Annotated in this window: 15 protein-coding genes and 1 tRNA gene; 8 read left to right on the top strand and 8 right to left on the bottom strand. The window is 58.3% G+C overall.

Features of this window, described 5'->3' with window-relative positions; translation table 11 throughout:
• Positions 1-226: 226 nt before the first annotated feature.
• The gene (locus tag PCPL58_RS14625) at positions 227-655 is read left to right on the top strand and encodes a VirK family protein (RefSeq protein WP_003364296.1); all 429 of its coding nucleotides are present in this window, start codon (positions 227-229) and stop codon (positions 653-655) included.
• A gap of 98 nt (positions 656-753) precedes the next feature.
• On the opposite strand, the gene PCPL58_RS14620 is transcribed toward PCPL58_RS14625, so the two are convergent.
• On the bottom strand, positions 754-1,224 hold the full coding sequence (locus PCPL58_RS14620) for a DUF3237 family protein (protein WP_032609756.1): 471 nt from the start codon (positions 1,222-1,224) through the stop codon (positions 754-756).
• A gap of 178 nt (positions 1,225-1,402) precedes the next feature.
• A complete protein-coding gene (locus PCPL58_RS14615; protein ID WP_065349743.1) occupies positions 1,403-2,590 on the bottom strand; it encodes a XylR family transcriptional regulator in 1,188 nt (395 codons plus the stop codon).
• A 169-nt stretch (positions 2,591-2,759) separates the two neighbouring features.
• On the opposite strand from PCPL58_RS14615, the gene xylA reads away from it, so the two are divergent.
• From xylA to PCPL58_RS14595, 4 genes are all read left to right on the top strand, one after another.
• Positions 2,760-4,076, top strand: a complete 1,317-nt coding sequence (gene xylA, locus PCPL58_RS14610; protein ID WP_065349742.1) for a xylose isomerase — start codon at positions 2,760-2,762, stop codon at positions 4,074-4,076.
• Between the two features lie 133 nt (positions 4,077-4,209).
• The gene (gene xylF, locus PCPL58_RS14605; protein WP_065349741.1) at positions 4,210-5,214 is read left to right on the top strand and encodes a D-xylose ABC transporter substrate-binding protein; all 1,005 of its coding nucleotides are present in this window, start codon (positions 4,210-4,212) and stop codon (positions 5,212-5,214) included.
• Between the two features lie 102 nt (positions 5,215-5,316).
• The gene (gene xylG / locus PCPL58_RS14600) at positions 5,317-6,873 is read left to right on the top strand and encodes a D-xylose ABC transporter ATP-binding protein (protein WP_065349740.1); all 1,557 of its coding nucleotides are present in this window, start codon (positions 5,317-5,319) and stop codon (positions 6,871-6,873) included.
• Positions 6,874-8,010: a sugar ABC transporter permease gene (locus tag PCPL58_RS14595; protein ID WP_046719331.1), complete on the top strand. Its 1,137-nt coding sequence runs from the start codon at positions 6,874-6,876 to the stop codon at positions 8,008-8,010.
• Between the two features lie 88 nt (positions 8,011-8,098).
• Here the strand turns inward: PCPL58_RS14595 and PCPL58_RS30900 are convergent, their stop codons facing one another.
• Positions 8,099-8,347, bottom strand: coding sequence for a hypothetical protein (locus PCPL58_RS30900; protein ID WP_065349739.1), 249 nt, complete (start codon positions 8,345-8,347; stop codon positions 8,099-8,101).
• 142 nt (positions 8,348-8,489) lie between these two features.
• Between PCPL58_RS30900 and PCPL58_RS14585 the strand changes: the two genes are divergently transcribed.
• Positions 8,490-8,948, top strand: a complete 459-nt coding sequence (locus tag PCPL58_RS14585) for a thiol-disulfide oxidoreductase DCC family protein (RefSeq protein WP_065349738.1) — start codon at positions 8,490-8,492, stop codon at positions 8,946-8,948.
• A gap of 92 nt (positions 8,949-9,040) precedes the next feature.
• Here PCPL58_RS14585 and PCPL58_RS14580 read toward each other — a convergent pair.
• The 5 genes from PCPL58_RS14580 to PCPL58_RS14560 form a co-directional block, all read right to left on the bottom strand.
• Positions 9,041-9,116: transfer RNA gene (locus PCPL58_RS14580), tRNA-Gly, on the bottom strand.
• 66 nt (positions 9,117-9,182) lie between these two features.
• Positions 9,183-9,743, bottom strand: coding sequence for a CDP-diacylglycerol--glycerol-3-phosphate 3-phosphatidyltransferase (pgsA, locus tag PCPL58_RS14575; protein WP_065349737.1), 561 nt, complete (start codon positions 9,741-9,743; stop codon positions 9,183-9,185).
• Between the two features lie 32 nt (positions 9,744-9,775).
• A complete protein-coding gene (gene uvrC, locus PCPL58_RS14570) occupies positions 9,776-11,599 on the bottom strand; it encodes an excinuclease ABC subunit UvrC (RefSeq protein ID WP_065349736.1) in 1,824 nt (607 codons plus the stop codon).
• A 2-nt stretch (positions 11,600-11,601) separates the two neighbouring features.
• Positions 11,602-12,246 (bottom strand): response regulator transcription factor GacA, encoded by a 645-nt coding sequence (gene gacA, locus PCPL58_RS14565; RefSeq protein WP_002553344.1) that lies wholly within the window; start codon positions 12,244-12,246, stop codon positions 11,602-11,604.
• 169 nt (positions 12,247-12,415) lie between these two features.
• Entirely contained in the window at positions 12,416-12,730 is a 315-nt protein-coding gene (locus PCPL58_RS14560; RefSeq protein ID WP_003364326.1) for a helix-turn-helix domain-containing protein, read from the bottom strand.
• Between the two features lie 129 nt (positions 12,731-12,859).
• Between PCPL58_RS14560 and PCPL58_RS14555 the strand changes: the two genes are divergently transcribed.
• Both PCPL58_RS14555 and PCPL58_RS30895 read left to right on the top strand, forming a co-directional pair.
• The gene (locus PCPL58_RS14555) at positions 12,860-13,093 is read left to right on the top strand and encodes a DNA-binding protein (RefSeq protein ID WP_003435509.1); all 234 of its coding nucleotides are present in this window, start codon (positions 12,860-12,862) and stop codon (positions 13,091-13,093) included.
• Positions 13,071-13,268 (top strand): hypothetical protein, encoded by a 198-nt coding sequence (locus PCPL58_RS30895; protein ID WP_157893904.1) that lies wholly within the window; start codon positions 13,071-13,073, stop codon positions 13,266-13,268. Before PCPL58_RS14555 ends, PCPL58_RS30895 begins: the two co-directional genes overlap by 23 nt.
• The last annotated feature ends 509 nt before the right edge of the window (positions 13,269-13,777 follow it).

Here is a 13,777-nt window from a genome sequence, read left to right as displayed (position 1 = left end):
TTTCAGCTGTCTCAGCATCTTCAATCCCCTTCCCGTGACCGGTAAATAAATGAGTATCGTCATTCCTATCGGCAGAACAGGAAAAAGGATGAAGATGCTCCGAACAGAGAGGTGCCACTGTTATCAAGGCCCACCCGAATCGAAGCTTATGGTAGGTTTCGCGACGCTCGATAATCGCGAGATGGACGGGTCTTTTTACCCTTCAGACTGACTTCCTGGAGCTGCCATGAAACCTTGCTACGCCGCCGCACTGTTTGCTCTTTCACTGCCAGGCCTCGCTCACGCAGGCGATGCGCTACCCACCTACTCCGCCATCACCCAGGCGTTGAACACTGGAGAATCGGTCGCCGTGGTGATCGACCTGGGACAATGCAAATCCTCGATCGCAGGCGCCGAGCCGTCCAAAACCAAAGGCGGCAAACGCATCGATGCCTACCGCATCACACCCGACGGCACCCTGGCGTTTTCGGACACTCACTTCAGCCTCGATCGCGATAACAAGCCCATCGAGCAATTCATTCGCTATCAGATACGCTCGAACGGCACAGCCACATTCAGCATGACGACACTGAATGTTCCTGGTTATCAGCAGGTGGGCACTCCGGTGAGTTATGAGTGTGCGGTCGGCAAGGGACTAAGCTTTTTTGCCGGATGAGCTGGCTCAACGCATGACTGCATAAACAGGAAGAGGTCGGCGTGAGGGAGAGACCAGCCCCACGCCGTCAGAATTAAAGCTCGCTGCGCGTCTTCACGTCAGCTGTTTTTTTCAATGTCTGCTTGCCGGTCGTTGACCTGAAAAATGCTGACACGCAGGCTGTCATCCCCCGGCTTGATGCTCACCCTGCCGACGTACAGATTCCGCTGCAAGTGATCATGCGCACCGGCAGGCACGCTGAACTGCTTGCTGCACGTAAAACTCGATTCGGTCAAAGGCGCCCGGTCCGTTTCATGCCCTGCCAAGAGCCCCTCGCCTACTACCTCTATATTCACTCCGTGATCAGTGAACAAGGTGTAGTACAGGCTGACACGCGCAAGGTCATCGCCCTGGGGCACCAGATAAAGGCTGCCTCCAGGAAGTACCTGCCCCTGCAATCGCTCGCCACGAAACTCTCCACCCTGTATTTCACAGCTGCTGCGCTGCATCTTCGAAGGGTCGCAAAGCAATTGCGGCTTATCGATACGCAGGTGAATGGTCAATATTTCATGCAACTGCATCGTCTCTATCCCCTACGTCCCATCGTGCATGTGAAGACTGATGATTCGTTCATAACTGTACCAAGGTGTATGTTTTAGCCCGGACGCCTGGAAACTGTCAACTTAAGCGAACCGATTGGTACTGTTATGAGGGGTATAGAAAGGAATGCATTCAAAGCTTGTCGCTCACCGCCCAGGCCTCCAGCGTTCATGACGCCGCAGCACCTCCACCCTGCTGGTACTCTCGCGGCGTGCAGCCGAACTCGCGACGAAACACAGTGTGCAGGTATTGCGCAGACCGAAAACCGCAATCGCGGGCGATCTCGGCAATGGCCAGCCCGGTGTTTTCCAGTCCGTTTGCAGCGGCAGCCAGTTTGAAACGCAGAATCTCGTCATGCACGCTGCAGCCCCTTACCCGGCGAAAGTGTGACTCCAGTGACGAACGCGAAACGCCCACGTAGGCGGCTACCTGTGCAGTCTTGATGCCTTGGCACGCGTACTGCCGGATAAACAGCAGCGCTTGCATGACATAGGGGTCACCCAAAGGCTGATGCAGACTCGACGCCTGCACGTTGACAGTATCCGGCGGTATCAGAATGTGTGTGCCCGAGGACGGCATGCCGTGCAACATCTGGTGCAGCAGACGTGCAGCGGTGCGACCCATGGTGTCGGTGCCTTGAACGACCGAGCTCAGAGGCACGCGAGTGAGGGTTCTGGTCAAAGGATCATTGTCGATGCCGATCAGTGCCACCTGTTCGGGAACGGCGATTCCGGCGGTCAGGCAGGCCTGCAATAGCTGACGAGCGCGCGCATCGGTCACGGCGATGATGCCGATCGGCTTGGGCAGGCTTTGCAGCCAGGCGATCTGCTGTTCTACGGCGCTGTCCCAGAGCGGCGCGCTGGTGCCCAGACCACGATAGACCTCGGCGTGCAGGCCGTCGCGTTGCAGCAAGCGGCGAAAGGCCTGCTCGCGCTCCTGGGCCCAACGATTGGCTTGCGCTTCAGGCAGGCTGAAGCAGGCAAAGCGTGTCAGCCCGGCCTCGATCAAGTGCTCATAGGCCGCCTTGATCAAGGCGTGATTGTCAGTCGCCACATAAGGAATGCCCTTCGGGTAGGCGCGTTCGTCCTGATAGGACCCACCGACTGCCACCACCGGCAATTTGATTCCGGCCAGTGCCTCGCCGATCAGCGGGTCATCAAAATCGGCAATGATCCCGTCGCCCTGCCAGCGCTCGATGCCTTTCAGGCGACAGAGGAAATCCTCCTCCAGAAACAGGTCCCAGGACACCCGGGTGCTGCTGAGGTAGTTGCCGATGCCGCTGATGATACCGCGGTCATAAATCTTGCTGTCGTTGAATAACAGCGCAATACGGTGAACGGGAGGTACGGTTTTCATTGTTTTTATGCCGATTCGATAAGCACGACGCCGTTGGCCACAGACTAGGCCGCTGACCGGCGAATCTCAACACTCAAAATCGCACTGTGCGTTGGCGATTTTCATAATCAGCGCACGCTGGGCCGTTGCTAGTATCCAGACACCGCCAAGAACAATAAGGAAAACGCTCATGCCGTACTTCCCCGACGTCGACAGGGTTCGCTATGAAGGCCCTGACAGCGACTCGCCCCTCGCCTTTCGCCACTATGACGCCGACAGGCTGGTCCTCGGCAAACCCATGCGCGAGCATTTGCGCATGGCGGCCTGTTATTGGCACACCTTCGTATGGCCGGGTGCCGACATGTTCGGTGTCGGCACCTTCAAGCGCCCATGGCAAGGTTCTGGTGACTCGATGGAACTGGCCATCGGCAAGGCCGAAGCGGCGTTCGAGTTTTTCTCCAAGCTCGGCATCGATTACTACAGCTTCCACGACACCGATGTGGCACCGGAAGGCGCCTCACTGAAGGAATATCGCCACAACTTCGCGCACGTGGTCGATCACCTGGAGCGCCATCAGGAACAGAGCGGCATAAAACTGTTGTGGGGCACGGCCAACTGCTTCAGCAACCCGCGTTTCGCCGCAGGCGCTGCCAGCAACCCGGACCCTGAAGTGTTTGCCTACGCCGCGACCCAAGTGTTCAGCGCGATGAATGCCACCCAGCGTCTCAAAGGGTCCAACTACGTATTGTGGGGCGGTCGTGAAGGCTACGAAACCCTGCTCAATACCGACCTCAAGCGTGAACGCGAACAACTCGGTCGTTTCATGCGCATGGTCGTTGAACACAAGTACAAGATCGGTTTCAAGGGTGACTTGCTGATCGAGCCCAAGCCACAGGAGCCGACCAAGCATCAGTACGATTACGACAGCGCCACAGTGTTCGGCTTTCTACAGCAGTACGGCCTGGAAAACGAGATCAAGGTCAATATCGAGGCCAACCACGCCACGCTGGCCGGGCACAGCTTCCACCACGAAATCGCCACGGCGGTCTCGCTGGGGATCTTCGGCAGCATCGACGCCAACCGTGGCGACCCACAGAACGGGTGGGACACGGACCAGTTCCCCAACAGCGTCGAAGAGATGACCCTCGCCACCTACGAGATCCTCAAGGCTGGCGGCTTCACCAATGGCGGTTTCAATTTCGACTCCAAGGTGCGTCGCCAGAGCCTCGACGATATCGATCTGTTCCACGGCCACGTCGCCGCGATGGATGTCCTTGCCCTGGCGCTGGAGCGTGCCGCCGCCATGGTGCAGAACGATAAACTCCAGCACTTCAAGGATCAGCGCTACGCCGGCTGGCAGCAACCTTTCGGACAATCGGTACTGGCGGGCGAGTTCAGCCTTGCATCGCTCGCCGAACACGCCTTCGCCAACGAGTTGAACCCGCAGGCCGTCAGTGGCCGCCAGGAACTGCTCGAAGGTGTGGTCAATCGCTTTATCTACACCTGACCGGCGTAGCTGGACGTCGCCGTGACATTCAGGCGACAAATCTTCATACGCGACGTCCGGCAACGCTCTACAGTTCTATCGGTATCACCCTCAGTCAAGAAGTGTCTCAAACAACAATAAAAGGACGCACCCTATGAACACCCTCAAACGTACGCTGCTCGCCAGCGCGCTGGCCTTGCTGTCCCTGCCGGTCATGGCCGACTCTGCGCACCCGAAAATAGGTTTTTCCATTGATGACCTGCGCCTGGAACGCTGGTCACGCGACCGTGATTACTTCGTTGCTGCGGCGGAAAAGCTGGACGCCAAGGTCTTCGTGCAATCGGCGGATGCCAATGAACAGAAACAGATCTCGCAGATAGAAAACCTCATCTCTCGCGGCGTCGATGTGATCATCATCGTGCCGTTCAACGCCACCGTGCTCACCAACGCCGTTGCCGAAGCCAAAAAGGCCGGGATCAAGGTGGTGTCGTATGACCGGCTGATCCTCAATGCCGATATCGATGCGTACATCTCCTTCGATAACGAAAAGGTCGGCGAGATGCAGGCCAACGGCGTGCTGAAAGCAGCGCCCAAGGGCAATTACTTCCTGCTCGGCGGCGCGCCCACCGATAACAACGCCAAGATTCTGCGCGAAGGCCAGATGAAAGCGCTGCAACCGGCTATCGACAGAGGTGACATCAAGATCGTCGGCCAGCAGTGGGTAAAGGAGTGGAACCCGACCGAAGCCCTGAGCATTGTTGAAAATGCCCTGACCCGCAATAACAACAAGATTGACGGCATCGTCGCCTCCAACGACGCCACTGCCGGCGGCGCGATTCAGGCCCTCGCCGCACAGAAACTGGCCGGCAAAGTCCCTATCTCGGGCCAGGATGCGGACCTCGCGGCGGTCAAGCGGGTCATCGATGGCACGCAGACCATGACCGTCTACAAGCCGCTGAAGCTGATTGCCACGGAAGCCGCCAAGCTCTCCGTGCAACTGGTGCGCAATGATGAGAAACCGAAGTTTGACTCGCAGTCGGACAATGGCATGAAGAAAGTCGACACCATGCTGCTGACCCCGACCTTGCTGACCAAGGACAACATCGACCTGCTGGAGAAAGACGGGTTCTACACCAAGGCGCAGATTGACGGGCAATGAGCCTCGATCGTTGATACGTCGCTGAAAGCCAGAGCACGACCCTGCAGTTAGGCAGGGTCGCCGCTCAGGCCAAGCCATCACACCTTCGTAGAGCCCTGCGCCATGTCTGACTACCTGTTGCAAATGAACGGCATCGTCAAATCCTTCGGCGGTGTAAAAGCGCTCAACGGCATTGATATAACAGTGAAGCCCGGCGAATGCGTCGGCCTGTGCGGCGAGAACGGCGCGGGCAAGTCGACATTGATGAAAGTCCTGTCGGCGGTCTATCCCCACGGCAATTGGGAGGGCGAGATCCTGTGGGACGGCCAACCGCTCAAGGCACAATCGATCAGCGAAACGGAAGCGGCCGGGATCGTCATCATCCATCAGGAGCTGACGCTGGTCCCGGACCTGTCGGTGGCCGAAAACATCTTCATGGGTCACGAGCTGACGCTTCCCGGCGGGCGCATGAATTATCCGGCCATGATCCACCGCGCCGAGTCGCTGATGCGTGAGCTCAAAGTGCCTGACATGAACGTGGCGCTGCCGGTTTCCCAGTATGGCGGCGGCTACCAGCAACTGGTGGAAATCGCCAAGGCGCTGAACAAGAAGGCGCGCCTGCTGATTCTCGACGAGCCTTCCTCGGCCCTGACCCGTTCCGAAATCGAGGTGCTGCTGGACATCATTCGTGACCTGAAGGCCAAAGGGGTCGCGTGCGTGTACATCTCGCACAAACTCGATGAAGTGGCCGCCGTGTGCGACACCATTTCAGTCATCCGCGACGGCAAACATATCGCAACCACCGCAATGGCGGACATGGACATTCCGAAGATCATCACCCAGATGGTCGGACGCGAAATGAGCAACCTCTATCCCACCGAGCCGCATGATGTCGGCGAGGTGATTTTCGAAGCGCGGCATATCACCTGCCATGACGTCGATAACCCCAGGCGCAAGCGGGTTGACGACGTGTCGTTTAGCCTCAGGCGCGGGGAGATCCTCGGCATCGCCGGGCTGGTGGGCGCGGGCCGCACCGAACTGGTATCCGCCCTGTTTGGCGCCTATCCGGGTCGATACAGCGGTGAAGTGTGGCTCGATGGCCAGATGATCGACACGCGCACGCCGCTCAAATCGATCCGCGCCGGCCTGTGCATGGTCCCCGAAGACCGCAAGCGCCAGGGCATCATTCCGGACCTGGGTGTCGGTCAGAACATCACCCTCGCGGTCCTCGACAGCTACTCGAACATGACCCGCATCGACGCTGAAGCCGAGCTGGGCAGTATCGACCGGGAAATCTCGCGCATGCACCTCAAGACGGCCAGCCCGTTTTTGCCGATCACCAGCCTGTCAGGCGGCAATCAGCAGAAAGCCGTGCTGGCGAAGATGCTGCTGACCCGCCCGCGCGTTCTGATTCTCGACGAGCCCACCCGCGGCGTCGATGTCGGTGCCAAGTACGAGATTTACAAGCTGATGGGTGCGCTGGCAGCCGAGGGTGTATCGATCATCATGGTGTCTTCGGAACTGGCCGAAGTGCTGGGCGTGTCCGACCGTGTACTGGTGATTGGCGAAGGCCAGTTACGCGGCGACTTCATCAACCATGAACTGACTCAGGAGCAGGTGCTCGCCGCTGCACTCAGCCACTCCGATGCCCCTCACAATAACGCCCGGAAGACTGCGTAGATGAACCAGGTCAAACAGTTCTTTACCCGCTACAAAATGCTCGCGCTGGTGATTGCCATTGCCGTTATCTGGCTGTTCTTCAGTTGGCAGACCGAGGGCGGCTTCCTCACCCCGCGCAACTTGTCCAACCTGCTGCGACAGATGTCCATTACCGGGATTCTGGCCTGCGGCATGGTGCTGGTGATCATCAGCGGTGAGATTGACCTGTCGGTGGGCTCATTGCTTGGCCTGCTCGGTGGCCTGGCGGCGATTCTGGATGTGGTTTACCACGTTCCGCTGCTGGCGAACCTGAGCGTGGTGGCCTTGTGCGGCCTGATGATCGGCCTCGCCAATGGCTACATGACTGCCTACCTGCGGATCCCCTCGTTCATTGTCGGGCTGGGTGGCATGCTGGCGTTTCGTGGCGTCCTGCTGGGGATCACCGGCGGCACGACCATCGCCCCGGTGTCGCCGTCGCTGGTCTATATCGGCCAGGGCTATCTGCCGCATGCGGTAGGCACCGGGCTCGGCATTCTGTTGCTGGCATTGACGCTGTTCCTGACCTGGAAACAGCGGCGCAACAGAGCGCTGCACGGGCTGGCGGCACATTCGCTGATTCGTGATGTGTTGCGTGTGTTGCTGATCGGCGCAGTGCTGGGCGGCTTTGTCTATGTGCTCAACAGCTACGACGGAATCCCCGTTCCGGTGTTGCTGTTGCTGGTCCTGCTCGGCGTGTTCAGCTACGTCACCAGCCAGACGGTCTTCGGACGCCGGGTCTACGCCGTCGGCAGCAACATGGAAGCCACGCGCCTGTCCGGCATCAACGTACAGGCCGTGAAGCTGTGGATCTTCGGCATCATGGGCGTGATGTGCGCGTTCGCCGGGCTGGTCAACACCGCACGCCTGGCCGCCGGCTCACCCTCGGCCGGCAACATGGGCGAACTCGACGCCATCGCCGCATGCTTCATCGGCGGCACGTCCATGCGTGGCGGTTCAGGCACTGTTTACGGTGCGCTGCTCGGCGCATTGGTGATCACCAGTCTCGACAACGGCATGTCGATGCTCGACGTCGACAGTTACTGGCAGATGATCGTCAAGGGCGGCATTCTGGTGCTGGCGGTGTGGGTAGACGTAAGTACCCGCGCCGGGCGGCGCTGATGGGAAGCCCGGCTGTGAGGCCGGGCTGCCTGAGAAGTATCATTAGCCTTGGCTTCACTGCTGTTGAATCTCTTTGAAGCACTCCTCTTCAATCCCGCCCCAGCCACAGCGTGGCGTCCTTCCACGCGCCTACCGTCACCAGTTCCTCCAGAGTCTCCAACAGGATTTTCTCCCAACTCAACGCCAGGCGGCTGCTTCTACGATCCTTGAGCGTGGTCAACGAAACCGTGGAGCGAATGCCCGGTCGTTCGATGGCATGGCCAATGGCCCTCGCAAAGGTGTACGAGGTCCCTTGGCCATCTGGCTGCACCGGCCCGAGCTGGCCGAGTATGCCCAAGCGCTGGGCCGTTACTGCAGCTATGACACGTGTCTGGATCCGCGACTGTCGGAGCCTTGGAGGCCAGGACGACAGTCACCGCCCATTGTCAGCACGGCCTTTTGAGCATAAGGTGTAAAAAACCTATACAAGACTACTAGCGATGTACAAGAAAGTTGACTGGCCGCTGACGCTTTACTTTGATGGTGACTGCCCGCTCTGTGCCCGAGAAGTCAGGACATTGCGCGCCCATGCAAAGCCTGAGCGGCTTTTGTTCGTGGATATCCGTGATGACGCTTTTGACGCCACTTCACTGGGATTCACACTTGAGGACATGGAGTCGTTACTGCACGCCAGTTTCAGCGATGGCACGTGGATCAAGGGTCTGGACGCGACACTCTGGAGTTGGCGAGCGGCCGGCCTGGGTGCGTGGGTCGCGCCGCTGTCATGGCGATTCATGAGGCCGCTGTTCAACCTGGGCTATCGGCTTTTCTGCCGCTCGCGCCCTTACCTTGCCTGGCTGCCCCACCCTGACGGCAGCCGCCGTTGCAGTAGCAACAGCTGTGCGATCCCGGACGCAAAACCTGCTTCGGACAAGCGGACTTCCAGTACGGAAAGGTAAACAAGGACTGCCTACCGCAAAAACGAAAAAAGACGCCTAAGCGTCTTTTTTTGCTGACTCAGTGAACCTCGAGGATTCAGTGAATCAATATTTGGAGCGGGAAACGAGACTCGAACTCGCGACCCCGACCTTGGCAAGGTCGTGCTCTACCAACTGAGCTATTCCCGCATTGTCTTGATGACGGGCGCTATTATAGCGATTCAGATAGCGGCGTCAAGCCTTTGATTCAAAAACTTATTTTTTTTCTGCAGTCGTCCTGAGGTGCGGCCACGCGGCTCTCAGGTATTGCACCATGGACCAGAGTGTCAGCCCCGCAGCAATGAGCAGCAGCGCATAGCCGAGAATCACCCACAGGGTGGTGGCCGGCGGGTTGCCGAGCAGAATGACCAGCGCGAGCATCTGCGCCGCTGTCTTCCACTTGCCCATGTTGGAAACGGCAACCTGCGCACGCGCGCCGATTTCCGCCATCCATTCGCGGAGCGCAGAGATTACGATTTCACGGCCGATGATCACCGCTGCGGGCAGCGTCAGCCAAAGATTGGCATGCGCCTGAACCAGCAGCACCAATGCCACGGCCACCATCAGTTTGTCTGCTACCGGATCGAGAAAGGCGCCAAAGGGCGTGCTCTGTTCAAGACGGCGGGCCAGATACCCGTCGAGCCAATCGGTCGCCGCAGCGAACGCAAAGACTGCACTGGCCGCCATGTAGCTCCAGTGGTAAGGCATGTAGAACAACAAAATGAAGATCGGAATCAGTAAAACGCGTAGTACGGTGATCAGATTAGGGATATTCATCGGCACAACTGGCTACGAGGTGAACGAGCATTCTACTCGCTGTGCAGGTTTGCATAAATCGACTCTGCCAGCTTTTTGCTGATTCCGGGTGCTTTTGCTATTTCATCGATGCTGGCACGGGACAATTCCTGCAATCCACCGAAATGTTTGAGCAGATCACGACGCCGGGTCGGCCCGACACCCGCGACGCCCTCGAGGGTCGATGTACGCCGGGTCTTGCCCCGGCGCGCACGGTGGCCGGTGATCGCGAAACGGTGCGCCTCGTCGCGAATCTGCTGAATAAGGTGCAGGGCCGGAGAGTCGCCGGGCAACGTGAATTCATGCGCTGAGTCGTTCAGGTACAGCGTCTCGAAACCTGCCTTGCGCGTGGTGCCCTTGGCCACACCGAGCAGGATGAGGTCAGGAACCTGTAATTCATTGAGCACGTCACGCGCCATGGACATCTGACCCTTGCCGCCGTCCACCAGTAGCACGTCCGGCAACTTTCCCTCCCCGGCCTTGATGCGGCTATAACGTCGGGTCAACGCCTGGTGCATGGCAGCATAGTCGTCGCCTGCCGTCACGCCTTCGATATTGAAACGCCGGTAATCGGACTTGATCGGGCCTTCGGGGCCAAACACCACGCAGGATGCTACGGTCGCCTCACCACTGGAGTGGCTGATGTCATAGCATTCCAGACGCATCGGTGGGTCTTCGAGACCCAGCACCTTGGCCAGCGCTTCGAACCGCGACGCAACATGCTGACGGTTGGCCAGCCGCGCGGTCAGTGCCTGCTCGGCATTGGTGACCGCCATTTGCTGCCAGCGCGCCCGGGTGCCGCGCACGCGATGACTGATAACCATCTCGACGCCGCGCAGTTCTTCGACGGCGTCGACGAACGCAGGGAAATCGTCGTTGATGACATTGACGATGACTTCGCCGGGCAGTTCACGGTCGATGCCGCCGAGGAAATACTGAGCCAGGAATGCCGACATCACCTCGCCGACCTCCTCTTCTATGCCGACCTGCGGGAAGAAGTTCTTGCTGCCCAGCACCCGCCCGCCCCGCACGCTGATCAGGTGCACGCAGGCGCCGCCAGGGTTGACGAACGCGGCGACTACATCGACATCGCCGGTACCGCCGTCCATGCTTTGCTGATCCTGGACGCGGCGCAGCAAGGCGACCTGATCGCGCAACTCGGCTGCGCGTTCGAAATCGAGCGCCATCGCGGCTTTTTCCATGGAGGCGTTCAGTTCGTCACTCAGGGCATTGCTGCGCCCTTCGAGAAACATCACCGAGTGACGTACGTCCTCGGCATACACCTCAGGCTCGACCAGCCCGACACACGGCCCTTTGCAGCGTTTGATCTGATATTGCAGGCAAGGACGCGTGCGATTCTTGAAGTAGCTGTCCTCGCACTGCCGCACCTGAAAGGTCTTCTGCAGCAGGCTGAGGCTCTCACGAATCGCGCCGGCACTCGGGTAAGGCCCGAAATAACGACCCTTGGCTTTCTTGGTACCACGATGAATGCTCAGTCGCGGAAAGGCATTATCGGACAGAAACACATAGGGATAGGACTTATCGTCACGCAAGAGAATGTTGTACGGGGGCCGCCACTCCTTGATGAGGGTCTGCTCCAGCAACAGCGCTTCAGTTTCGTTGCCCGTGATGGTGGTTTCAATCTGGGCGATGCGCGACACCAGCGCTCCGGTCTTGGGCGCGTGTCCGGTCTTGCGAAAATAGCTGGCAAGACGCTTCTTGAGGTTCTTGGCCTTGCCGACGTAAAGCAGTGTGGCTCCGGCGTCGAACATACGGTAGACGCCGGGACGACCGCTACAGGTCGCGAGAAATGCACTTGGATCGAAAGTCTGGGTCATGTTCAGGCGCTGGCATCAACCATGCCGTGACGTACAGCGAGCAAAGCCAGTTCAACATCACTGCTGATCGAGAGCTTTTCAAAGATACGGTATCGGTAGGTATTAACGGTTTTCGGTGAAAGGCACAGTTTGTCCGAGATGGTCTGGACTTTCTGGCAGCCGACGATCATCAGGGCAATCTGGATCTCGCGCTCGGACAGCAGATCGAACGGCGAATTGTTGACCTGCGGTTGAAACGACTTCAATGCCAGTTGCTGGGCAATCTGCGGGCTGATGTAACGCTGACCGGCAAACACCAGGCGAATGGCCTGGACCATTTCGGCAAGCCCGGCGCCCTTGGTCATGTAACCGGCAGCGCCAGCCTGCAGCAAACGGGTCGGGAAAGGATCTTCTTCACAGACGGTGACAGCGACGACCTTGATATCAGGGTGGCTGCGCAGCATCTTGCGCGTCGCTTCCAGCCCACCGATGCCCGGCATCTTGACGTCCATCAACACGACGTCAGGCTTGAGCTCGCGCGCTTTCTTCAGGGATTCCTCGCCGGAATCGGCCTGCCCGACAACTTGCAGACCATCAATGTCGGCGAGCATGCGTGTGATGCCTGTCCGGACAAGATCATGGTCATCGACAACTAGCACCTTAATCAAGCAGACACCTCGCGCAACGGTCATAACGAATGCCAATCACCATAACAAAAACAACGAGTCAGACCTAGCACTGCGAACACCGTCTCACATCAATATGATGGCAAGCACCTCAGGCAGTGCTGCAAAAATCTCGATACGACAGCAGAGCGGCGCCCGCCCCGGGCTTTTATCACTTGACCGACGGAAGCTTCGCAGCCCCCGATAATGGCCCCGAGAGCTCGGCGATAGTGGTTGTCAGGCGCCGGATAGCATCCTGATCTTCCTTGCCCAGCACTCGGTAATTGCCCAGGATTTTTTCCTCGATAAGGCTGAGATTGTCGATCGGCACCGGCGTTCGCGTCCCCGTCAACACGTAAAGCACGTCAACACCTTTGGCTGCAACCGCCGCCAAGTAATCGGCCTTCGGTGCACGATCACCATTTTCATACTTTCCCTGGGCATTAGCCTCGACGCCTCCTATTTCACCGAAGGTACGCTGAGACATGCTCAGACGTTCTCTTTCCTTTCTCAGTCGGTAACCGATTCCACTCATTTGAACCTATTATCCTGTTGAAGCCATCCGAACGAGTGTTAGAATCTCGCGGAATTGAATAGATTTGAACGGTTTTGAACTATGCCCGGAATTCGCACCGCCGCACAAGCCAAGGCCTGGCTGGATCAACAGGGCAAATCTGTTCAGGAGTTCGCTCGTGAAAACAGCATTGATCCGGCGACCACTTACCAGGTACTGGCAGGACGCAAGAAAGGAAGGCGCGGTGAAGCGCATAAGGTAGCTGTACTGCTGGGCATGAAGATCGGGACGATCCCGAACACGGAAGCCCGGCATGAAGAAGCACGTGAAGAATAGCCGTTATTGGCTGGTGACAACGCATCCCGGACAAAACGCCAAAGCCGTCGCCTGCATTCAGGTATACAGGGTTGCGGGCAAAATAGCCCGCACCGAATACGGCATGCCATCAACCGTTGAGCGGTTCGCTGTCGCTACCGGGGTTCCACCTGCCTGCATTCGCGAAAAACGATAATCCCGTTGATTGAATTTTCCAATTGAAGGCGCCTGGTTTCCTGAAGTAAGCTTGCGCTCAATTCACGGAGACCCACCATGCTGCAATCCACTTCACCGCTACTCGACGCTGTTACCGGCATTGCTTGCCGTTCACGCGCTGTGGCTGTGCAGACTGCCTCGGTGAGCGCATCCGTTGACTCTTATTATGGGTATTGGTTTAGCCACTGGCGCGCCTGATACCCATCCGGCGCCCACGTTAAGGGGACGCCAACCAGAGAATTCTCTAACCCCCGGTCGGCTTCCCGACCGGGGGTTTTGTTTTTTCAGGGCCACGTATTTCAACGGTCTGTTCAAGAACAGCCGCAAACCATCAATCTGCATTGCATCGAGGATCACGACATGAACTACGCCACTTATTACCGCAACGACATCGATTTTGCCTGGCGATTTAGCCACCTCCGTTCGGGACAGCCTGCCGCCTCCGTTCGGTCTCTGCCAGGCGGCAATCACATAACCCCGGTTCTAGAA

Source organism: Pseudomonas cerasi, from assembly GCF_900074915.1.
Taxonomy (GTDB): domain Bacteria; phylum Pseudomonadota; class Gammaproteobacteria; order Pseudomonadales; family Pseudomonadaceae; genus Aquipseudomonas; species Aquipseudomonas cerasi.
Note: the sequence above shows the minus strand (reverse complement) of the source record. Positions and strands in the feature narration are given on the sequence as shown.

What these genes read in the sequence shown, in the direction of transcription:
- xylA (WP_065349742.1), top strand. Translation starts at nt 2,760, where the DNA reads ATGCCGTACTTCCCCGACGTCGACAGGGTTCGCTATGAAGGCCCTGAC.
- PCPL58_RS14615 (WP_065349743.1), bottom strand. Translation starts at nt 2,590, where the DNA reads ATGAAAACCGTACCTCCCGTTCACCGTATTGCGCTGTTATTCAACGAC.
- PCPL58_RS14555 (WP_003435509.1), top strand. Translation starts at nt 12,860, where the DNA reads ATGCCCGGAATTCGCACCGCCGCACAAGCCAAGGCCTGGCTGGATCAA.
- PCPL58_RS14595 (WP_046719331.1), top strand. Translation starts at nt 6,874, where the DNA reads ATGAACCAGGTCAAACAGTTCTTTACCCGCTACAAAATGCTCGCGCTG.
- pgsA (WP_065349737.1), bottom strand. Translation starts at nt 9,743, where the DNA reads ATGAATATCCCTAATCTGATCACCGTACTACGCGTTTTACTGATTCCG.
- uvrC (WP_065349736.1), bottom strand. Translation starts at nt 11,599, where the DNA reads ATGACCCAGACTTTCGATCCAAGTGCATTTCTCGCGACCTGTAGCGGT.
- PCPL58_RS14560 (WP_003364326.1), bottom strand. Translation starts at nt 12,730, where the DNA reads ATGTCTCAGCGTACCTTCGGTGAAATAGGAGGCGTCGAGGCTAATGCC.
- PCPL58_RS30895 (WP_157893904.1), top strand. Translation starts at nt 13,071, where the DNA reads ATGAAGAAGCACGTGAAGAATAGCCGTTATTGGCTGGTGACAACGCAT.
- xylF (WP_065349741.1), top strand. Translation starts at nt 4,210, where the DNA reads ATGAACACCCTCAAACGTACGCTGCTCGCCAGCGCGCTGGCCTTGCTG.
- PCPL58_RS14585 (WP_065349738.1), top strand. Translation starts at nt 8,490, where the DNA reads ATGTACAAGAAAGTTGACTGGCCGCTGACGCTTTACTTTGATGGTGAC.
- xylG (WP_065349740.1), top strand. Translation starts at nt 5,317, where the DNA reads ATGTCTGACTACCTGTTGCAAATGAACGGCATCGTCAAATCCTTCGGC.
- PCPL58_RS14625 (WP_003364296.1), top strand. Translation starts at nt 227, where the DNA reads ATGAAACCTTGCTACGCCGCCGCACTGTTTGCTCTTTCACTGCCAGGC.